18 protein-coding genes and 12 tRNA genes are annotated in these 21,624 nt (G+C 35.0%); 4 read left to right on the forward strand and 26 right to left on the reverse strand.

Annotated elements, in window-relative coordinates; genetic code table 11:
• Nucleotides 1-29: 29 nt before the first annotated feature.
• From BMX40_RS13350 to BMX40_RS13375, 6 genes are all read right to left on the reverse strand, one after another.
• Nucleotides 30-623 (reverse strand): redoxin domain-containing protein, encoded by a 594-nt coding sequence (locus BMX40_RS13350; protein WP_090870738.1) that lies wholly within the window; start codon nt 621-623, stop codon nt 30-32.
• An 18-nt stretch (nt 624-641) separates the two neighbouring features.
• On the reverse strand, nt 642-1,400 hold the full coding sequence (locus BMX40_RS13355; RefSeq protein ID WP_090870741.1) for a cytochrome c biogenesis CcdA family protein: 759 nt from the start codon (nt 1,398-1,400) through the stop codon (nt 642-644).
• Nucleotides 1,401-1,423: 23 nt separating this feature from the next.
• A complete protein-coding gene (locus BMX40_RS13360; RefSeq protein WP_090870777.1) occupies nt 1,424-2,047 on the reverse strand; it encodes a hypothetical protein in 624 nt (207 codons plus the stop codon).
• A gap of 382 nt (nt 2,048-2,429) precedes the next feature.
• Nucleotides 2,430-3,554 carry an MBL fold metallo-hydrolase gene (locus BMX40_RS13365; RefSeq protein ID WP_090870743.1) on the reverse strand — a complete coding sequence of 375 codons (1,125 nt, stop codon included), beginning with the start codon at nt 3,552-3,554 and terminating at the stop codon, nt 2,430-2,432.
• Nucleotides 3,555-3,572: 18 nt separating this feature from the next.
• Complete coding sequence (locus BMX40_RS13370) at nt 3,573-3,971, reverse strand: DsrE/DsrF/DrsH-like family protein (RefSeq protein WP_090870745.1); 399 nt, start codon at nt 3,969-3,971, stop codon at nt 3,573-3,575.
• A gap of 29 nt (nt 3,972-4,000) precedes the next feature.
• Nucleotides 4,001-4,570, reverse strand: a complete 570-nt coding sequence (locus tag BMX40_RS13375; RefSeq protein WP_090870747.1) for a sulfurtransferase TusA family protein — start codon at nt 4,568-4,570, stop codon at nt 4,001-4,003.
• Nucleotides 4,571-5,068: 498 nt separating this feature from the next.
• On the opposite strand from BMX40_RS13375, the gene BMX40_RS13380 reads away from it, so the two are divergent.
• Nucleotides 5,069-5,743 (forward strand): hypothetical protein, encoded by a 675-nt coding sequence (locus tag BMX40_RS13380; RefSeq protein WP_211753627.1) that lies wholly within the window; start codon nt 5,069-5,071, stop codon nt 5,741-5,743.
• A gap of 126 nt (nt 5,744-5,869) precedes the next feature.
• Here the strand turns inward: BMX40_RS13380 and BMX40_RS13385 are convergent, their stop codons facing one another.
• On the reverse strand, nt 5,870-6,841 hold the full coding sequence (locus BMX40_RS13385; RefSeq protein ID WP_090870749.1) for a COG2958 family protein: 972 nt from the start codon (nt 6,839-6,841) through the stop codon (nt 5,870-5,872).
• A 564-nt stretch (nt 6,842-7,405) separates the two neighbouring features.
• On the opposite strand from BMX40_RS13385, the gene BMX40_RS13390 reads away from it, so the two are divergent.
• Genes BMX40_RS13390 through BMX40_RS13400 form a run of 3 tightly spaced genes read left to right on the forward strand, consistent with a single transcriptional unit; the run spans nt 7,406 to nt 8,819 of the window.
• On the forward strand, nt 7,406-8,110 hold the full coding sequence (locus BMX40_RS13390; protein WP_090870751.1) for an ABC transporter ATP-binding protein: 705 nt from the start codon (nt 7,406-7,408) through the stop codon (nt 8,108-8,110).
• Nucleotides 8,110-8,469 carry a hypothetical protein gene (locus tag BMX40_RS13395; protein WP_090870753.1) on the forward strand — a complete coding sequence of 120 codons (360 nt, stop codon included), beginning with the start codon at nt 8,110-8,112 and terminating at the stop codon, nt 8,467-8,469. The genes BMX40_RS13390 and BMX40_RS13395 overlap by 1 nt, the downstream gene beginning before the upstream one ends.
• Before the next feature lie 53 nt (nt 8,470-8,522).
• The gene (locus BMX40_RS13400; RefSeq protein WP_090870755.1) at nt 8,523-8,819 is read left to right on the forward strand and encodes a hypothetical protein; all 297 of its coding nucleotides are present in this window, start codon (nt 8,523-8,525) and stop codon (nt 8,817-8,819) included.
• 178 nt (nt 8,820-8,997) lie between these two features.
• On the opposite strand, the gene BMX40_RS13405 is transcribed toward BMX40_RS13400, so the two are convergent.
• The 19 genes from BMX40_RS13405 to BMX40_RS13495 form a co-directional block, all read right to left on the reverse strand.
• Nucleotides 8,998-10,098: a hypothetical protein gene (locus tag BMX40_RS13405; RefSeq protein ID WP_090870757.1), complete on the reverse strand. Its 1,101-nt coding sequence runs from the start codon at nt 10,096-10,098 to the stop codon at nt 8,998-9,000.
• Nucleotides 10,095-11,546, reverse strand: a complete 1,452-nt coding sequence (locus tag BMX40_RS13410) for a hypothetical protein (RefSeq protein WP_211753628.1) — start codon at nt 11,544-11,546, stop codon at nt 10,095-10,097. Before BMX40_RS13410 ends, BMX40_RS13405 begins: the two co-directional genes overlap by 4 nt.
• A 736-nt stretch (nt 11,547-12,282) precedes the next feature.
• A complete protein-coding gene (locus tag BMX40_RS13415; RefSeq protein WP_090870759.1) occupies nt 12,283-15,414 on the reverse strand; it encodes a type ISP restriction/modification enzyme in 3,132 nt (1,043 codons plus the stop codon).
• Nucleotides 15,415-15,741: 327 nt separating this feature from the next.
• Nucleotides 15,742-16,242, reverse strand: a complete 501-nt coding sequence (locus BMX40_RS20345) for a hypothetical protein (protein WP_170840795.1) — start codon at nt 16,240-16,242, stop codon at nt 15,742-15,744.
• A gap of 450 nt (nt 16,243-16,692) precedes the next feature.
• Nucleotides 16,693-17,136 (reverse strand): phospholipase D-like domain-containing protein, encoded by a 444-nt coding sequence (locus BMX40_RS13425; RefSeq protein ID WP_170840796.1) that lies wholly within the window; start codon nt 17,134-17,136, stop codon nt 16,693-16,695.
• A gap of 137 nt (nt 17,137-17,273) precedes the next feature.
• A complete protein-coding gene (locus BMX40_RS13430; RefSeq protein ID WP_090870765.1) occupies nt 17,274-17,474 on the reverse strand; it encodes a hypothetical protein in 201 nt (66 codons plus the stop codon).
• A 191-nt stretch (nt 17,475-17,665) separates the two neighbouring features.
• On the reverse strand, nt 17,666-19,897 hold the full coding sequence (locus BMX40_RS13435; protein WP_170840797.1) for an AAA family ATPase: 2,232 nt from the start codon (nt 19,895-19,897) through the stop codon (nt 17,666-17,668).
• 437 nt (nt 19,898-20,334) lie between these two features.
• A tRNA-Leu gene (locus BMX40_RS13440) sits at nt 20,335-20,416 on the reverse strand.
• 8 nt (nt 20,417-20,424) lie between these two features.
• Nucleotides 20,425-20,498: transfer RNA gene (locus BMX40_RS13445), tRNA-Cys, on the reverse strand.
• Nucleotides 20,499-20,507: 9 nt separating this feature from the next.
• Nucleotides 20,508-20,582 (reverse strand) — tRNA-Gly (locus BMX40_RS13450).
• A 3-nt stretch (nt 20,583-20,585) separates the two neighbouring features.
• A tRNA-Gln gene (locus tag BMX40_RS13455) sits at nt 20,586-20,660 on the reverse strand.
• 8 nt (nt 20,661-20,668) lie between these two features.
• Nucleotides 20,669-20,741 (reverse strand) — tRNA-His (locus BMX40_RS13460).
• A gap of 12 nt (nt 20,742-20,753) precedes the next feature.
• Nucleotides 20,754-20,827 (reverse strand) — tRNA-Trp (locus tag BMX40_RS13465).
• A 33-nt stretch (nt 20,828-20,860) separates the two neighbouring features.
• Nucleotides 20,861-20,946 (reverse strand) — tRNA-Tyr (locus BMX40_RS13470).
• 19 nt (nt 20,947-20,965) lie between these two features.
• Nucleotides 20,966-21,041 (reverse strand) — tRNA-Phe (locus BMX40_RS13475).
• Between the two features lie 24 nt (nt 21,042-21,065).
• Nucleotides 21,066-21,142, reverse strand: a tRNA-Asp gene (locus BMX40_RS13480).
• Between the two features lie 74 nt (nt 21,143-21,216).
• A tRNA-Met gene (locus BMX40_RS13485) sits at nt 21,217-21,293 on the reverse strand.
• A 175-nt stretch (nt 21,294-21,468) separates the two neighbouring features.
• Nucleotides 21,469-21,544 (reverse strand) — tRNA-Val (locus tag BMX40_RS13490).
• A gap of 4 nt (nt 21,545-21,548) precedes the next feature.
• Nucleotides 21,549-21,623, reverse strand: a tRNA-Glu gene (locus BMX40_RS13495).
• Nucleotide 21,624 lies beyond the last annotated feature (1 nt).

Below are 21,624 nucleotides of genomic sequence, written 5' to 3' on the forward strand. Positions count from 1 at the left end.
CCTCATTGCCATTATACTATACCTAATCGTTACTCCATCTTCTCAAATTCTTGTACCATCAAATCATAATTCATCGCACCAAATACCTTGTAGCTGATAAGCCCATTGGAATCAACCATATATGAAGTCGGAATTGGTTGAATCGCATACAGATTTGCTACGTCTAGATTCGTATCCAACAAAATTGGAAATGATAATTGATATTCATCCGAAAAGTCCGCTACATCATCTACAGTCGTTTCCGAATCCGTTAAATTAACTGCTAAAATAATAACATCCTTATCTTGATGAAACTTTTCCATATCTGGCATTTCCGCTCGACAAGGTGGACACCATGTTGCCCAAAAATTAATCATTACACGTTTCCCGTGAAAGTCAGATAACTTCACACTTTCACCTGTTAACGTTTCGAGTTGAAAATCTGGTGCCTTGTTCCCAACATCTAATCCGACTACAGGTTCTTCCGCTTCTTCATTTTCCGTCTCTGCTTCCACTTCTTCTATTTCCGCTACATTCTCAAACTGACCTACAGATTTTTTATTCGGGTCGTTTGAGTCGATAAAATCATAAATTGCCCAACCTAACATACCAACCACTATTACGATAAGCATCCATTTTTTCATCAAACATACCTCCACTTTTTATCCTAATCTTGCTAACCATGTATCCCGCACTAAATCAAGTAGAAATCCGGAAATACGTGGCATTAATCCAAAGAATAAAACAAATCCCATAATAATCATCATAATTGCGCCGATTTTCATAATGACGCTACTATGTCGCACAATCCATCTCGTCTTGCCAATAAAAAATGTTAAGATTAGAAACGGTATGGCAAAACCAACGACATACATCAAAGTGTAAAAAATCCCTTGACCAGGATGACTGGCCGCAAGAAGTAAAATTGAGCCAAATATTGGGCCAATACAAGGTGTCCACCCAGCCGCAAAGCCTAATCCGATAAAGAATGTTCCAGCATAGCCAACGGGCTTTTTCGTATAATGGAAGCGTCGTTCCTTCATTAGGGATGGTATATGAATCCACCCCGCTATAAATAAGCCCATTACGATAATTAAAACCCCTGCTATTCGCTGAATAAGTAACCCAGAGTCTCCAATGAGAAGCTGTTGTGCCCATCGCCCTAAGAAAGAGGCACTTGCACCTAAACTAAGAAAAACGAGAGCAACAGCCATTAGAAAGAAAAATGAATGAGCAAATAAATGTCGCACCATTCTACTATTCTTACTTCCTTGAAGTTCATTTACACTAATTCCAGTTAAGTAAGACATATACGCTGGGAAAATTGGCAAAACACAGGGAGACAAGAAAGATAATGCACCTGCTCCTATTGCTAGTAGCATTCCTACTAATAGCATCGTATCCGTCTCAATAACACCCATTAAGCATCCCTCTCTTTCAATTTTTAAAGTAAGGTACCCATACTTAGTACGAAAAACAATCCAACAAACCACGGTGCCATGATATAACCAAAGACCGTCACAAAAGGTTGAACAAATCCTAAAACAACCAACCCAACAGACCAAACAATCATCATTACCATCACTATCATCATGGTAGTAAGGCGCTCTTGAAGGAAAAAGAACATTCCTATTAAAACTGCTAGTAAAATTAAATACCCAAAAGCATATGGATTATCTTCTACCACAAATTGAATAAATTCATAAACAAATGAACCAACTAGAAAAATATGTATAAAAGATTCTAGAAAAGGAAGTATGTTTAATTTTTTCCGCTTCGTTTTATACAGAAGCAATAAAGAAATAAGTACGATAGCGAAATAAAAGGATTGCGAATCACTAGGGTAGGTTAGGATGGATAAAGGATCCGATATAAAAATAGGTAAATGTAAAACAATCTTTCCTAGCCAAATAAAAATTACAAAGTTTATGAATTGAGAGGTTAATTCCTCTATATGCCGCTTTCTTTTCTCCTTTGTTAAGTCACTAAGTAAATAGAAGGAAAGAAATCCTATGGCCAGACTAAGCGCCATAATTCCAATTGCTGTTAACTTACTTGCTACCGCCAACTGTGTTTCCCCACTTTCCAAATGTTGTCCAATTGTATCTTACCCACCTAATGTGAAAATTTGATGAAAGTCATGCAACTTTTCTTGTTCAAAGGAAAAAATAATTTTAAACTAAAAAAAAGAGACCCTATGTCTCTTCTATCTATAATCGCTACCCATTATTTTATCGTTGTCGCTAACCTAAGATTACACTTTCCCCCACAACACCTCTTTGGTTGTACCTTGAAGGTTTGAAGCGGGGGTTTTCAGACACACAGGACGTGTTAGTGCACTATACAATAGGACGTCGTCGTTAAAGTCGGCATGGCAGTTATATACGAGTTAACCAAACCTATATTACTCAAGCAATCTATACTCAAAAGAGAATAAACCATCGAGTTTATTACCTTTCAACCGCACAACGGTTTGGCCCTGTTTCCATTTCTTTTTTCTTTTCCTCTTCTGGAGAAATTTTACCCATATTTGTTTTCCGAATTTCTTCATAAGCATTCGGCTGTGGTGGTAAATTTTCCGTTACCATCTTTCTAAATTGATTCTCGTCCTCTACTCGTAAACCCGAATTCCGTTGATAAAGTTCTCCTAGCTTCGCTGATACTTGGCCACCCTCACCTAGCTCCTCCGCAAAAGAATAATGGGCCGGTAGTACGATAAAATCCATCGATAGATTTTTGTACCGATGATAAAGCGTGTTACGTAAATCCCCCACCCAATCTTCTGCTAAACCTGCTAAATCTGGACGACCAATTGAGCGCACAAAAAGGATATCTCCAGTTAGCAAATAGCGATCATCTATTATAAATGACGTACTTCCAATGGTATGACCTGGTGAATAAATTGGTTGAATGCTAATGTCACCTACTTTAATATCTTTGCCTTCTTCGAGAGGTGTATAATCAAAGGTGACTTCTTCCGCATCTTTTGGAGGTAGATAATATGTTCCTCCAACTCTTTCTGCTAATTGACGTCCCCCTGAAATATGATCAGCATGGAGATGCGTGTCTAAAACATATTTAATTGTAACTCCTTTTTCAGAGGCAAAAGCTTCATAAATGCCCGTCATACGACTCGTGTCAATGATCGCTGCTTCGCCGTTCGCTTCTACAAAATAAGATAAACACCCTTTACCTAGGCGGATAAATTGATAAAGTGTCCCTCCTCCACTTAATTCACCAACCTTCACCGGCTCCAAATGCTCACTCCATGATTTCATTCCACCTTCGAGACTGTATACATTTTCGTACCCTGCTTCCTCAAGTAGTTCTGCAACCATTTGAGACGAGCCCCCTTTGGCACAGACTACAATCACCTCTTGCTCGATCTCCAGCTTCTCTACAACAGGGTCAACACCATCCAGTAAATTAAAATACGGCTCATTCATCACCTCAACTTTTCCGCCTTCTATTTTCCAATTATCGAAATCATCGGTGTTCCTTACATCTAAAATCAACGTCTCCTCATGTTTTTTTACTTTTCTTGCTAATTCTTTTGTCGTCATTATTTTGACCATGTATAATTCCTCCTAGCGTTAAAATGTCAGGGTAATATTGGCGTCCTTTGCAAATTCAATAAATGTTGCCGCTCCACCGACTTCGATTCCCTCTATAAATGCTTCCTTCTCCAAGCTCATCACATCCATTGTCATTTGACAGCCAATTAATTTAATTTCCAATTCCTGTGCAATCCCTACTAATTCCTCGATGGAAGGTACATTGGCTTGCTTAAATCCTTCTTGAAAATGCTCTTTTCCCTCTGGTAGTGGCAAGCTTTTATGTGCTTCTTTATGAATTAGATTTAGTCCCTCAAAAGTAAAAAATATACCTACCTCTGCATCGGAGGCTGCCGCTGCAGTCGCTATATTGAATACTTTATACGCATCGAATCGATTCCCATTTGCTGCAATAATTGCTACTTTCGTATTTGCCATGTAAAATCCTCCTAGTTAATTTGAGTTACTTACTTTTTTTCTATCGGACCTTCCCAATTACTCATACCTGGAACGACATTTTTAACGTTTATGAAGCCTATTTCAGCTAGTTTTTGTGCAGCTAAATCACTACGGCTTCCGGTCCGACAAATAACATGAAGCTCTTTATCATGAGCTATCTCATTAAAACGCTCTTCCAATTCTCCAAGAGGTATATTCAAAGCTCCTGGAATGTGACCAAAAGCAAATTCAGCTGGTTCACGAACGTCCAAAATGGCAATGGATTCGTCCCCTTCTACTTTTTGGCGAAGTTCTTCTAAATTTAATATAGCTTCATGTTTCGTTTCTTCTTTTGTTTCATCATCTGATGCTTTTCTTAGATAATGCTTCAGAACATCACCATCTTCCACAGTCCCTAAATATTGATGACCAGTACCACCTGCCCATGCCTTCAGATCAGCAGTTGACCCTTTATCGGTAGCTTGAATCTCGATGACATGTCCAGGTTCTAAATTAGTTATGGCTTTCTTTGTTCTGACAATTGGCATGGGACAGGCTAGCCCCTTAGCATCCAGTAATTCGTCTGCCTTTATGTCCATCATAATCCTCCTTTACTTCTCTACCTCTTCCTGCTATAGGTTATTAACTTAATTCCCTGGATGAATAAATTCATTGTTAGGTTCTCCAAAAGTGATCATTCTATGGGTGAAATTCCCATGTGAATTAAGGTGATTTTAACCTTTGAAATGCGTATTGATAGGATAAGTAGGATAAAAACTGCGGAATTTGTGTGAAAAGAGCTTCCAAAGCTTGCATCATTTATAGAGACTTTGCCATAGGTGCATATGGCAGCTTCAATATCCTACTGAATTTATTTTCTGATTAATATAAATAGTATAATTTTATAAAAGCATCTATAATAAAGACAGGCATCTATATGAGCAGATCCCCACGTTTAGAAAAAAAGATAACAAATTACATATTTGGGGGAATAGGAGAAATTGGAAATCCAGAGATCTATCACATTTCGGTCGTCGTTATCGATTGTAATTATTCTTGTGTTAGCGATTTTGATATATGGTTACATTCGTTTTCAAATGAACGTAATATATCCTACTGTTCAGGTAGAAATAGAAGCTGATTTCTTATCAGAAGCATACTTTTCCGCCCTCTCAGAACAATACGATCAAATTCGGTCGGAGCATAGCAAGTGGTATGCATGGGACCATTCCGAAGCCATTGCCTCACATGCCATCCTCACACGTATGATGCATGATTTGCTAGAAAAACAAGAGGATTTATATGGACATAAGCATTTTAATTTGTTTTTTGATACATTTGATCAACATGTTAAAGAACTCCCTTATATCACTGAAGAGATCCATTATTTTCGAAATCAACTGAATGAATATGGAGAGGCACCTAAACAACTTGAGGAAATGGTTGAACTTGCAGCATGTGGAAAATGGCAGTTATTCAGTGGAAAGTTTCATCGATATGAAGTAAACGATTATGATGCATCTTATAATGAGAAGTTTATATCAGCAGATGGTCGTTTTGAGGTTGTTTATAATACGGAAACAGGTCAAATGATCACAGATGCGATAAACATGGGTACGTACAACTATGCTCCTGGTAGTATTGCTCCCTGGAAGTATTATCTGCACCACAAATATGATAAAGTCTCTTGGAAGAAATGGGGCAATACAGATCAGGTGTCGTACGAGGAAATCAAACAAAGAGAGCCCTCAATTATAACCTTTTTGCTATAAACTTTTTATAAGCAATAAAAAGCGCTTCCCTACGGAGAGCACTTTAGTAACATGCTGTAAAAAGTTATCAATAAATGGTATAAAGACAAAAATAATATTTATTTCAAAATATAATTAGGACAATTACTACTTTGCTAAATTTCTTATTCCTTTATCTTTTATATAATTTTCTAGTTCATTGTCTGAAAGAAGTTTATCATAATTACTTTTAACCTTACCTAATTGTATATCCTCTGTTAAATCTAATATAAAATTTTTAAAATCTTTATTCTCATCAGCTAATCTATCTATTGTATCCCAATCAATAGCTTCCTTTGCTTTAGCAGGTAAAAAGATGTCACTTTGCTCAATTTCAACTGGATTTAAAATGACAACCCCTATTCCAAATGAATTATTTAATCTTCTCAATTCATCTTTTAACAAAGGATCACTGTCAATTTCTAATGCTACTAAATATCCCTCGTTAGCCCAGCTCGAATTAGATACAGCTTGAAAATAATATTCTCTTAAATTGCTGAATGTAATTTTCACCTTCAACTCAAAGGAAAATAGCTTAAATGAACTAATTTTGAATGATTCTTGTAATCTTTGTGTTTCTTTTAAATAATCATTAAAAGGAAAATAAACACCCACCATGTCTGGATGGAGCCATTTATTATATCCTTTTTGGCTTTTCCTTGATGATTCATGATAAATTGTTTTGGATAAACATGCAAAATGTGTATTTGAATATAAAAATTTAGCAAGAAGTGGATGTAGATCCCGTTCATAAAAAGAAATTGCTTCTGTTTCTAGTACCTCCTTATGAATGTCATTATCTACTTCAGCAATTAATTCCCTATTATTGATTTTTTGATCCTTTATAAAGAACTTTGCTGGCCTTTTACTAACCTGTACGAAAGGAGTATCAGAATTATCTTTAATATCCGTATATATTCTCGCACCTATTGTTGCCCATGGAGTCTTACCTGAAGAATTAGTTCTCCTAGTTAAATCAAGCTTTTCGGCTTCCTTCCATATCTCAATACTTGATAATGGTTTACCAACTGACTTTAAAGTTTCTATTGCTAATTCAGTAAGAGTGTAGGAATCACTCATAATAGCTTCTCTCCATTCCTAAAACTGAATTAAATAAAACATTATTTTAGAACTACGTGATTATCATTTTAGTATTCTTTAATAAATTGTATATTTTATTCATTATAACCCACTAAATTATCTTCACTAAAATAATAAAAGCAAGCGTGTCCTGCAAGTTACCCTTTACCTTTCTTCCATACGCATTACGTATTACTTATTTTAATGGAAATATTTGGGGTTAATCTCCATTTCTTATAAGTGTTAATACTTCAATGCACTTGGGCGCCATTATCATGCTATTCATAAATTAAAACCTCAATATATCCAAATTAATGTAAAACTGGTAATTAATAACTACTATTGTCGCAAAATAAATAGAAATACTCATGATTAATCTGAAATGCCAATTATAATAAGATATGTACGAGTAGTGGAGGGGAAGAAAGAAATAGTTACTACACACACAGATTAATTAGGAGGAGGAATAAATAGTGAAACAATCGAATCTTGAGCATATAAAGAAACTTATTTTAATTATAATTAAATCTATGTTGTTGATGCCCTCGATAGCTTGGTATATCAATGGGGGTGTACAGGTTGATTGAAGCACATGGAATTTCAGTAACGATTGGTAGTAGGCCTGTTCTTCATGGGGAGACAGTCCGATGTACACCTGGAAAGATGACAGCCCTTGTTGGTCCAAGCGGATGTGGTAAAACTACACTCCTACATTGCTTAGGTTTATTGCTCCCAATCGATAGAGGGAGTATGTCAATTAATGGAAAGAATGTCACTGGATATAACACTGCAGAACGGCGCCGTTTTTGGCGTGATTACGCGGCATTTGTCCTTCAGGATTATGGGATTATGGATGAAGAGTCCGTTGCCTTTAATGTTACGTTGCAGGCAAGTTTATTCGGACGTCGTGTTACGGGAGACTTGGAAAGAATGAGACAAGCACTAGCGAAAACTGGTCTAAAAGGGAGGGAAAATGAACTCGCTGGACGATTAAGTGGTGGTGAAAAACAACGTCTTGCATTAGCACGTGCTATTTATAAAGATGCTTCTATTCTTTTTGTCGATGAGCCAACTGCATCCCTAGATCCGGCGAATCGGCGCAAAGTAATCGATTTGTTCGCCGATTTTGCGAAACAAGGTCGTACAGTTATTATATCCACGCATGATGCAGAAATGATTGACGCTTGTGATAGGAAGCATCGTGTCGGTTTGGACAATTCGGCCACTGACATGCCTAAAAGTGACCAAACTAATCAAGGAGGATCATAATGAATTCAAAGGTTAAGAAAATAAGTCTTATTTTAATAGGAATGGTCGTAATTGCTGGTGTTTTTGCTTATACCAACGGGCTGATTCCTATTGGTTCAAAAGATACACATCCACCATGTAACCAACTTCCAAGCGTAAAAGAAGCGACAGATGCACTTGCAACGCATCAAGAACTAGCAGAAAAAATTGCAGCGGTACATACAGATATTACAGTTGAAGTAGGGAAACCGTGTTCGGAAGACGAGACAAGAGGGCTTGTGATGGTGACCTATGCAGAAGGGAAACAACGGGATGCCATCCATAATATACTGAAAGTTAATGAAGGATTTGGTGTTCCTGTACATCTAGTAAAACAGTAATTTATCCATAAATATTTGAAACCTATTTGTCAAAAGAATGTGGGGAATGAAATATGTATAAGCGTATTATCGTTGTGGTTGCGAGTGCGCTATTTGCTCTACTTGCACTGCTAGCGGTCGTTATTACCGACTTATATGATCAAGATTATCCGCTAGCAATTGGTGTGGAAAGCAAGATTCACCTCGACTATAGTGAATCAGAAGCTTCCATCATGGATGCCTTTACAACACTTGAAAAACTCGATGGTCAACTAGATCTTGGCCTGTTAAAAATCGCGCCTGACCTTGCCAATGATAGTGACAGCAAAGTCTATGTATCTCTTAATGATCAGGAACTTCCATCCGAATAAGATTGATGGGTAAGTAAATGCAGGGACGGTTCTTATGATTCTACAACTCATTCAAGAAATGAAGCATTATCTCCGTCCCTATGTTTATGCTAACAGAATATTTTAATCGATGTTTAGAGTTTGAACATGAACATTTAGGACAGATGTTCGCTTTTTTGCTAGATATCAATATTGACGTTTAACAGACCCTAAAATAAAGAGCCTCGCAAACTATATCAAGAATTTTAACATCAAACTCTTTCTTCGAGATATTCATTGATGATAAGAACTTCTTGTTCTTTTTAAAGGACTTCCACAAAAGTTTTTTATCCATATCATCTAATTCAATTTTATATAAAAGATTAGATAATGCGATTATCAAATCTTTATGTGAGGAACATAAAACTTCATTTGCTTTTCCGTTACCTTCAGAAATAAATTTGCTGAAGTCTTCTTCAGTATACTTTGGTTGCAAACCTAATATCGGATTAACAAGCAATTGTGTTGATGCTGACATCAAATTCACATAAGCTCCTAATTCATACTGCTGAGTTTCGGTCATTTGATTATAATCCACTCCAAATGATTCTATCTTTTCAATCGCATCGTTGAGTTTAACACTTTCGCCTTTTATACGAGATATGCGTTCATTAAGCTCGACAATTGCAAGTTCATATGACTTTTTATCTCGCTTACTTATCAATGTAAATATGTTTTCAAGTCGATTCTTATCGCTTTTAGTCTTCCAAAAAAGAAGTCCACTACCCAAAAGTGCAATGCCTGCAATTGCCCAACCAACAGGTCCAGCAAGGGCTAAGAAAGCATTTCCGGCTGCCATACCGCCACCACCTGCTGCAAGTGCTCCACCACCTAACCACGCTAATGCTGCATTAGTGGCTGCAGCACCACTTAAAGCGGTTATAGCCGTACCTGTTGATGCAACACCGAAAGTTGTAGCAATTCCCATTGCTGCAGTAGGACCAAGGGCGGCTACTGCAACCCCTGCACCAACACCTGCTACACCTTTTCCAGCATTCTTGGCGACAGCATTTTTATAATCTGACTCGATTTTTTCAGCCTGATGTTTCCAATTCAAACGAACTTCTTTTAGTTTTTTATACTCCAAGTGTTTCTGACTCGGCACGTTTCTAATTTTATCAAATAGCTCCTGAATATCGTTTAGTGAAGTATATAGATTGCTAGTATATTTTCCAAGCTCCTCTATTTTATCATTTGTCTTTTTGATGGCGGATTCAGCTTGTTCTTGAGCAATCTGTAAATTTGATTTCTTCTTACTCACGTTTTATTCCCTCCCAAAAAATAGGAGTCTATTTCCATCTTATTTTTCAGTATTTCATTATTTGGCACATTTCTCTTTTTAGCTAACACAACAGATTTTTCAAAAGCGTGTATATACATATCACTATTCTTGAAATCAGTTATAAAGTTCAAAAGACTTCTATCCTCATATAATTCCGATAATAGTTTAAGTCCCTCAATATAATTTTCTACAACTAATTTTTTTCTTCTCGCAAAGATTATTTCTCTTTCTGTTTTTTGTTTGCCAATTTCACGCTTAACTTCACCGTATAAGGAAATAGTAAGTCGTCCCACCCCTACGATGTTAAGACGCAAGAAAAACTCAGTCGGATTAAAAGATCCTGCATCTGTTACAAAACCACGAACAGTAGCATCCCCTATATCTATAAGGCAAAACGTCCCATGTGCTACAGTCAACATTCTTTTAATAGTTGGATTTGAAAAAGGCTCACACTTTTTCCACATAAGTGAAAACGAACGAGTTTCTTTATCTGTTTCAGCAAAATATTTTATAAGTCTTCTGATAGCAAAAACAAGTCGAACGAACATCTCGTTTATAAAAACTGGAATGGCTTGAGTCGACTGGAATCGAGCATCATATCCTTCATTATATATATTTATAGCTAGCTCGTTTATTGAGTTATCAAACTGTGACACAGGAAGATTCAAAGACCTTTTTAATGCAATAATATCATTTGTCCATGTCCATAAAGGAGAAGGAATCCCCATTCCACGGCCCTTGCTACCTGATGAGCCTGACATATCAGATATTAAATGACCAAACCAATTAGCAAATGCACAGAATAATTTGCTAGGTATGTTGTTTCCTCTTAACTCGAATTTCCCATCTGCATCAGCTAAAGATATAAGTTCACCACCGGAAATAAAATGCGAAGAATTAGTAAACTGGTCTAATATGGAAAAGAACAAACCAAGCAAACTAGGATTATGTGCGAGTGATTTAAAATGATGATTTGTCGGATTTAAATCAAAAATAAAACTTGCCGCATCACCAGCTCCACGCTGATCATATGGAATTTTAAACTTATTTTCAAGAAAACGGATTGCTGAAGAAGAAGAGTTCTCTCCTTTATCTTTCCATCCGCACACTTTAGCAAAATCAGTTGTTCGATCAGCAAACCATTTATCAGTAATACCCCCGAGGGGTGATTCTCCAGGTTTACCAACCAAGAAAATATCAATAATGCCGCACAATGCACCTGAACTCGCAGCTAATATATAGTCCACTTTGTCACAATTAGGCTTTAAGCATTGAATTGACTCAATTGTTTCATCTAAATTATTTATTTCTAATTCTGCTTGATTTAGAGCTGCGATAATAGACGATGTGAAGTCATATTCACCATCCACAAGACTCATCTCAAGCAACAATTTTGTATTTTGATATTCTCTAAGAATCTCACTCACCTATGACACCTCATTATCACTTATTTTTGTTCTTTCTATGATCGTGATATGTAATTTTAACCTCTGCATCCAACCGGAATTCATCGTAAAAATTAATTTTCTTCTCGGCATCAATAGTGACTGATTCTACTTCACCCTCAACGGTTAGCCAAACGTTAGTCAACTAGTAATAATATCATAATCTACATTTTCCGTATGTGAAATTGATTGTAGAAAACTATCATTTTCTAGTTTCCCGTTTCCAGTATCATAATCTGATCCATTTAATCCAAAATGTAACCAAAGATCCTTTTAAAAAAAACCATCAATAATGGTCTTCCAGTTGTTTTTTCAGGAAACACATTTAGTAAATCGTTGTTCATTTTATTTATTTTTTTATTAAAGTAGCATACTGCACAACCACACTCCCCCTTTATGTATGAATACGAGAAAAATTAACTTAATTGACTAAATAATATCATCCCTATATAACATTATATACCAACACAAATTTCGGATGTATAAACTTTCATTTATTTATGGTACTATTCACCAATATTAAAACTAACTTTATCCTCTACAATTTGGGCAATTTTGTTGAAAACAATCACATATAAATAAAAGATATTCCTTTTAATGTAGGCGAATTCTTTCAAACGAAATCTTTTGTTTCTTTAATGTACATTTAAGGGCTTATGACAAAGAATAATTAGCCTTTGTCACAAGCCCTATTTTTCACATATATATATCCTAACACTTATTGTATTGGCCATCCTCCATTGAGTTCAATAACATCATCTATTCTATATCCAAGTTGTATTGATTCCTTTATCATCGATACAACTTTTTGGTAATGTAAGAGATCCTCATAAGAAAGCACTCGATGTTTTCTATTTTTCAACCACTTTTCACAAACTTGATATCCTCCAATATCATAACTCCAAACTTCCTTGTCCACATTTTCAAAATACTGTTTTTTATTAATATAAATCCTGCCTATATTATTATTTTCAGTCTTGTACACTATTTTTTCTATTTTGTTTGTGCCAACTATAGGAAACTTTGTAACAATATTTACCTGATTTTCTAATAGATGAAGATCTACTAATTGAATACCCAATTCAGATAATCTAAAGAATAAATCATTATTACTTGTTATGGGTATGTAGGGGTAATCCCTAATTAAATATTCATTATAACGATATCGAAAACCATTACTATGCAGAAGTGCATAAATATAACCTAATACGTCCTTGGCAGCAAACTCCTTTTTATTAATTCTCTTTCTTTTCACAAACTTTATATCTAGTTTATTCTCGATATCTTCAAGAAATTTGTGATTAAAGTTATGATGAGGAACTAAATCATTTATCAAAACTGAGTCGTCATTATCAATTAAGTGTAAAGGGAATACAAAAGCGTTGTTGGATGTTTTTGATGATAATAAAGCAGCATCAGTTATTGTTCTACTTACATATGCATGTTTAAATGTCTCCCCTTTGGTTAATCGTGATGTTATTAAAGCTATATTGCTACCTCTAACTAGATTATCCATTACCTTTTTTCTTGGCATACAAAGAAAACCTCTACTATTTCCGGTATAGTAAGTATACCTAATATCGAAAGGACGATACATTATAGGTTTTATTAATTCAGGATTCAATTTAGAATCTATAACATCTTTTTGTGCAAGTTGGACTTTCCAATCTCTTACATCATTTCTTAGTTCATATTTATCTCTTGCACTTTCAGGGTCAAGTTTTACAAAATCTATAATTTTATTCATAACCTCATCTGGTGACCAGTTAATTGTGAAATGGTCTCTTGCTGTAACTATTCCATTTGAATATACATTAAATATTTCTGTCATTTTCCACCCATTTTTATATTCTCCATAGTTACTGGTATCATGAGGAACAAATAAATAATGAGGTTCAATTGGATTAATCCTAACCCAGTCTGTTGAGCTCAAATCATTGTTTTCAAGAAAATTGTACTTTTCAGTTTGTTTTCCCCATAGGTCACTATAATATATGGCAGGTCTCTCAGAAATTTTGGAATTATGTTTTATAAAAAAGGTTATTGCTACTCCTTGTTCAATATCAAAAACATTTTCGTCAGTTGCGCCTTCAGGAGTCTTTTCCTGTTTCCTAGCATTACCATGAAGGTTTAACACAAAAATCTCATCAAAACTCTTCATTAAATTATTTCTCATCCCTCTAAAAGTAGCATTATCCAAATAAGCATGATTAGTAATAAATGCTAATATCCCAGTACCTGTTTGCTCAATTCTCCATTGACCGAACCTAATAAATTTTACATAATCATCTTGTAACCATTTTGTATTACTTTCATTAAGTGGCTTATTATCAACAGAATAATAATCTTGTACAAGTGATTTAATCCATTCGTTATTATTTGCAGAATCACCAAAGTAAGGTGGATTACCAATAACCACCATAACCGGTACTTCACTTTTTATTTCCCTTGCTGCATTTGCCTCCTCAGCTAACCAATACGAAAATAACGGTTGCTGTATCATTTCGTGTGCTTCTTCAAGGGAATTTGTTAAATAAACTCGTAACCTTTCATCATTTGATAAATCATAACCTGATTTTTGCAACCTAAGACTTAGATTCATATGAGACACCGTATAAGGGGCCATTAACAATTCAAAGCCATACAATCGGGGAAGTAAATGTTTAAATACATACCCTGACCACATTCCCTCATTCCCTTCGAAAGACTTGTAGATTTCATTTATAATCTCATTAAGAAACGTACCAGTCCCAGTAGCAGGATCTAAAATTTGAACTCTATGTAGTTTCTTATCGTTTTTATTGGTAATCAAACTTGAATCAGCTAAACCATCTTCAAGTTTAAAGTTATTTTTCAGAATGGTATCTACACTTTTAACCATATATGAAACAACTTGTTTTGGCGTAAAATACACCCCTCTTAGCGTCTTAATAGATGCATCATAATAAGACAAGAAAGTTTCATAAAAATGAACAATCGGATCTTCATTAGAAGATATTAAAACTTTATTAATATCTGTTGAATTAAGGAGTTTTACTAGATCATCTACAATCCATATAATATTATCATGTAGTTCTGGCCCAACTATTTGATTAAACATCTTTCTTAAGAAAGGGTTAGTTTTTGGTATTACATCAGATGAATTGTGTCTGGTCAGCACGTCTTTTTCCGGTATGGATATCCTTGCAGCAAACAGTCCATAACAGATTGTCTGGGCATACATATCAGAAAGCTGATCTTCAGTAAGCTCTTCCAATAAAATAAGCCTAAAACCTTCTAACTGTTGTCTTAATGAATTAACATTCTTTTTTGATTGTTTTAGTAACTGTTGTAGTTCTCTTTTAATATATATTCCATAAGTAGCCATTCCTTTAGCAAGTTCTTCGGGAGTATCTATTCTGGCAAATGAGACCAAAAAACCTCTTATTAATTGTAAAAAGTCATCATACTGTTTAGGTCTAATATTTAATTTATTTTTATTAACTGTTGCTATCTCAACGGATAATATTAATGTCCCTGATGAGTACCATCTAAATTCAGTGTAATTAGTTAAAACTAAATTTGATATGCCCTGGCGATACCTTGTCAGTTGTTCATTTTCTTCAACTTCATCAAGGTCCATACCCACCTTCTTAGTCTCAATATAACCGGTAGGAAAATTACTGTTTGTAATTAGAAAATCTGGAGCCCCTGACTCAATACGTTGTGGTTCATTTATAGCAACAATATCTTTGTCTATAGATTGAATTAGGTTTTTTAAAATCGGTCTAAATGAATGTTCTGTAAAATTACCTATCTCTAATTCCTTTTCTAAACCATTAAAATAATTTTTAAATAGATCCTTCCCCATATAGAAAATCGCCCCCTTTCTATACTTATTAGAAAGGGACTGGGACAAGAACTAACAAACAAAAAAGATCAATTGGATATTTTACATTAAAAACCCTCTGCCTAATTCGACTACTCTACTACACTTGGATAAGCTATGCTACGAAGGTGATTTAATCTCAGTCAGCTTCTAATAATTCAAATAAGAAGGTGCAACTATGAATGAACAATTTGCGAAGAAATATGAACTACAGATTAACGAAGAGGAGTCAGCAAACATTGAAGACCAAAACAAAACGATGAACTTTGATCCAATAGAAAAATACCAAGCTGCAGAGTACTTATACATCTATGGGGATCCTATCACTAAAATAGCCTCTCTATTAAATATTGATAGAAAGAAACTTATTTCCTTTTCTTTAAGCTTCTGCTCATAAACCTCATACAGGCAACTCTCTAATTCTGTTACAGCTTGGACTACCCCTGACAAATATTCCCCACCAAAAACTTGACGAACTGCATTAACGCCTAAACTATATTTTCTAATATTGGGATCAGCACTCATTAGTACTTCTTTCAATCTATTTATTACTGATTTGTTAGGTGAAACAAATCCAGTTGTAACTGTTGCTCCATTTATAGAAAAGAACCTAATATTATTATATACTTCTCCATTCTTTGTTAAATGACCAAAGTCTAATGTGTGAATATCATGAGGTGACAATTTCAGTACCTGTCTGTGTTTTACAATTGCACAATAGATATCTAAAAAGTAATTATATACCTCACATAACGTTTCAAGTGCCTTGTTTAATTTTATTCCAACGACGTTACCATCATCATCAAACAAATCTATATAACGGTCGTAACTAATAAGAACCTTAGAATAACCTGTTATACCAAATCTACCACCATTTCTAAATAACAGGGTTTTAGTCTTGTCCTCCTCATCTATTTCGTCAAAGCCAAGAAATTTATGATTATGTTTTAAAGTATAAGCAACCCTTGAAACAACTTTTAAGTAATGTTTTTTTGAGGATTCTTCGGCATAATAATTTTAAATTCATCATCTGGGTTTAGTAATAGGTGATATGGGACATAGAAAGTAAAATTAGACCTTAAACCTTGTCTATCTTTACCACTAAAAATCTTTTTAGCATTATGTTGATAATTCAAATCTAAGTTTATCAAAAAAACCCTCCTTCTCATGAAAATGATGCTATAAGATAAGTGACGACAGCATTCAACTATTTTAGATATTACAGATTTGTAATTATATTGCTTGCCTATTATTTATTTCTTAATAATTATGAGTAGTGCATTGAGGTAGCTTCAAACCTATTAGTTTTTCTAATTGGTTTGACAAACGATTAAGTTCCACCTGTTCTTTCCACCCCACAGGCCGTACTGGGAGGCTCGCAGAACTTAGTAATGAACCCCAATTTCCATCTATATCAAAATCTATTAATTTTTCTTCCTCCATATCATAATTGTTTTTTTCCATTTGTCCTATTGTAATAACACCCATATTCATAAGAACTCTTCCCGACTCGATATAAACATTACACTCTTGAGCAGTTTTAGATGGGGAATTTAAATTAAATGCTGGATGAGATAAATTACTGCTTCCAACCATTGCAGATAAAGGTAAATAATTTCCGTCCTTTTTATATTTTAACTTTAAAGCAACCTTGGAATGCCATTTATACCTTCCTGTTGAATTTGGAAAATGCCAATAAAACAATCTTATAACCATAGAACTTCCAAATTCACTTACAAGATCTTGATACACATTTTCATACCTACAACAATGACAACAGTTAGCGCTGCCAGTACCATTATAATAATTTGTACATTTATTAAAATATCCACCAATTAATATTATTTTTTCTTAGATTCCTCAAGGTTTAAAAAACCACGTTTTATGGAATCCTTTAAATCAGTATCCACTCCAATATTTTCTCCAAAATAACCATAACTAAGGACTAATATTTCCCCTGGTAATGAACACAAATGTAGTAAATAATCTCTAAAGCTATTCCCTCTAACAGCTGGATTTCTTAATAATATTCTTGTAGCCAAAGACCTCACCCTACTTTGATTAATTTAATTCCAAAAACACTATTTTAAATTCCATTTATTATTTTAACATTTTTAGCCACTTTTAAATAAACAGTACCTGTTACTCTTCGTGTACAGTTGTCCATTTGAAGTACCGGGTACCGCTTTACTATTAATACAAGTGAATAAGGAAGAAAGAAAAGGTGTTGGAATTAATAACTTAGTTCTTTAACTTTCTCCTGGTCCTGAATTCCCATCATCATTTTATAATGCTCATAATGGCCCGTATAGAAAAATATCTCCTCAAATACTTTAAAATAATTTTCATTTGTAGCTTCTGGATGTTCAACATATAGGTCGTCAGGAATAGTATGTGAACCTTCATTAATCCAATAGATTAGAGATCTACAAATCTCTTGTTCTTGCTTGCTTGGAAATTCTTTTATCAGATCTTCATCACCATATTTACCCAATAATTTAAAATAATTTTCAATGATTCTTCTCATAATATTCTGAACTGTAACTATTGAGATATTATCTTTGCTTTTCAATTCTTGCCAAAGAAGTTCATATGAATTCTGTATTGGGTTTTTTGTCTCGAATTTTTGAATAGTTGAGATATTGTTGTTTTTTCTTAAAATCCAGTAATAAGTATCTCCACATTCTTTAGTCCTTCCATCAATAAATGACACTTCTTTGTGAAAATAAACATTATGCGTAAGCAGCATCAATTGCTTAATATTCCCTTCATCCTTTTTAATTAATTTTATGATTTCTTTCAATAATGAACTTACTATAAATAATACATTACTGTCTAAACTCGAAATGGGGTCGTCAATAACAAGTATTCTTTCATCGGTAATTGAATCTTGGTCGGTGCTGCCTTTTGCTAATTGTAAAAAGTATAGAAATGTTATAAACGTTACTTCTCCCTCGCTTAAAGTTGACTCGGCTAATGATCCATCTTCACGTCTTATTTGGTATTGATTATTTTCTGTCTCAGATGAAACGATTTGAAAGTTCTCAAATCCGAATGACTTAAGTGTTAAATTTATTTCGTCAATAGAAGGTTGAATACTAGTCATATTTTGGGTTGCTGTTTTTATTTCTCTTTCCAAGTCAATATATTCTTCCCTTAATTTTTGAAATTGCTTCCTTAGAGAGTCAATTCCTTTCTGTAATCCATTAGATTTTTTTATAAAATCTTCAATGTCGCCATTATTTTCTCCAATAATATATTTCCAGATTTCCTTTGTTAAATTATTTCTTTCAGTAGCATAGTTAGCAACTATATCGTTGTGCTTCTTAATCCGATCGTTTGCATCAATAATTATCTTTTGTATGCTTTCTAACTGATCTTTTACAGAGACTAACTCAATAATTCTACTCGGTTCTTTATTTTTATTGTTCAGTTTTTCCTTGTTGGTTGTAAACTGACTTGTTAATGTTTTTAAGTATGAAGTAAATGTCTCAATATCAAGTTTTGAATCAGAGATATTCTTCTCATTAGTTTCAATTTGTTGTAAAAAGTTAATTAGGTTTACAGCCAATCGATTGTATTCTTCTTTATAAGTCTTAACTAGATTAGTGTCGTTAGTGAATGATTCATCAAAGTAGTCTTCTAGTTGCTTTTTGAAGTTAGAGGTAATAGTATTTTGTTGACAAAATGGACAAGTGTCATCTTGTATAAAGTTTCTTCCTTCATTAACCCAGTCATTCAAATTTAGGTTTTGAATTAACTTTGCAATTTCAATATCTGATTTACCGATTATTTTTTTAATCCAAATGTTATCACTCTCTATTTCAATTATTCTCTTGAAATCAATTTGTTGTATTGTAGAAAGTGTCTCTGGAACCTTTCCAAATATAGTCTTAGATCTGTTTTTTAACTCGTCATAGGATAGATGCTTTGCGTTATTACTTTGGAACTCTTCAATTATTTTTTTCATAAATGCTTCTTTTCTCATTACACCTGAAAATGCCTCTTTAAAATCCTTTTCATACTTTTTATATATACCTTTCCAGACTTTTTCTCTAAACTCTAATCCAAATTGTTCTTCTTGTTCAATTTGTTTATCTAGTGTTTCTTTCTTCTTAACAAGCTTGTTTTTCAATTCCCCTAATTCATTCTGTTGTTTCTCAATATGTTTAATCTCTTCTTTAGTAGCTTCTCCTAAAGTAAAGACACCATCTATATTTCCCTTTCCAAAGTTTTTATCTCTAAAAGCTTTATTGTAAACCAGGATGTTCACAGGTATGTCGTTTTTCCAGTTCAAGGAAGAATGGTTATAACGAACATGGTCTGGATCAAATAGAAAGTTTGATATAGTTGTTTTGCCACTTCCGTTTGCACCATATATAAAATTAATCTTTTTTAAATCTGTGAGATTTATTCCAAATTCATTATAAGTTGCTACTTGTTTTAAACTAAATGAATCAATCACTAAAATCCCCCTTTTCGTAGCTTAATGCTAAGGCTAATTTAATTAACATAAAGAAAAAAGCAGAAGGTTCCCCTCTCAAGAGACACTTCTGCTTTTTCAAGATGATATTTAATTAGACAACTTCCACAATATTCCTACAAAATATTCTCCTAGTATTTATATAAATTGTCAATAGATATACAAGAACAAACTTTTTAAACCTTTCACTAACATAGTACGGTGAAATTGCTTTTTGAGTTATGCCCGCCAAACATAATAGCAGCTTTAAGTAATAAATAATTATTAAAAAAATCCATGTGTAAAAAATGTGTAAAACAAATTCAAATCCTACCTTTTCCACTCTTTTTCCCACAACACAAAAAACACCCACAAACATTGAAATATCAACATTTGTGAGTGTTCTATCGTTTCTTAATTTAACTCGTTTTTACCTAAGATACCGGTGGTCGGGGTCGAACCGACACTCCATAAGGAACACGATTTTGAGTCGTGCGCGTCTGCCAATTCCGCCACACCGGCGTGTGTGTTGGAGGCGGTAACCGGATTTGAACCGGTGATAAAGGTTTTGCAGACCTCTGCCTTACCACTTGGCTATACCGCCAACTTCGAATGGAGCGGAAGACGGGATTCGAACCCGCGACCCCCACCTTGGCAAGGTGGTGTTCTACCACTGAACTACTTCCGCAATTGGCTGGGCTACTAGGATTCGAACCTAGGATACACGGGATCAAAACCCGATGCCTTACCGCTTGGCTATAGCCCAATAAAAAGGGCGACCGGTGGGGATCGAACCCACGAATGCCGGAGCCACAATCCGGTGCGTTAACCACTTCGCCACGACCGCCATAAATAGAAATGGCAGGGGTAGTAGGAATCGAACCCACATCAAAGGTTTTGGAGACCTTCGTTTTACCATTAAACTATACCCCTACTATATTATTCACTATAAAATTAAATGTTAAATGGTGGAGGGAGTAGGACTCGAACCTACGAACCCGATGGGAGCGGATTTACAGTCCGCCGCGTTTGGCCAACTTCGCTATCCCTCCACTTAATTGTAAAATTAAATGGTGGCTCGGGACGGAATCGAACCGCCGACACAAGGATTTTCAGTCCTTTGCTCTACCGACTGAGCTACCGAGCCAACTTATGATGTTGTTATGAAAAGTGGCGGTCCGGACGGGACTCGAACCCGCGACCTCCTGCGTGACAGGCAGGCATTCTAACCAACTGAACTACCGGACCATTGGTTGCACTTCACAGCACTACTAATTTTCATTTTACGTAGTAGTAACTCAATGAAGTTAAATGAAATATTTTGGTTGCGGGGGCAGGATTTGAACCTACGACCTTTGGGTTATGAGCCCAACGAGCTACCAGACTGCTCCACCCCGCGGTATAAGAAAAATATTAATTTGTTTTCACTCTTTATTAAGAGACATACTCTTGTTCTGAACCCCTACGTCTACTAGCATATTCATGGAAGAATGGTGCTTCGGGGTTACTCGCAGTTATTCGGTGGATGTGATGCTCGTTGCTCCACCCCGCGATATGAGTAATATTAAACTAAATGGTGGAGGATGCAGGGCTCGAACCTGCGACCCCCTGCTTGTAAGGCAGGTGCTCTCCCAGCTGAGCTAATCCTCCATGTTGGTGACCCGTACGGGATTCGAACCCGTGTTACCGCCGTGAAAGGGCGGTGTCTTAACCACTTGACCAACGGGCCA

The organism is Oceanobacillus limi, from assembly GCF_900111445.1.
Lineage (GTDB): Bacteria > Bacillota > Bacilli > Bacillales > Amphibacillaceae > Ornithinibacillus > Ornithinibacillus limi.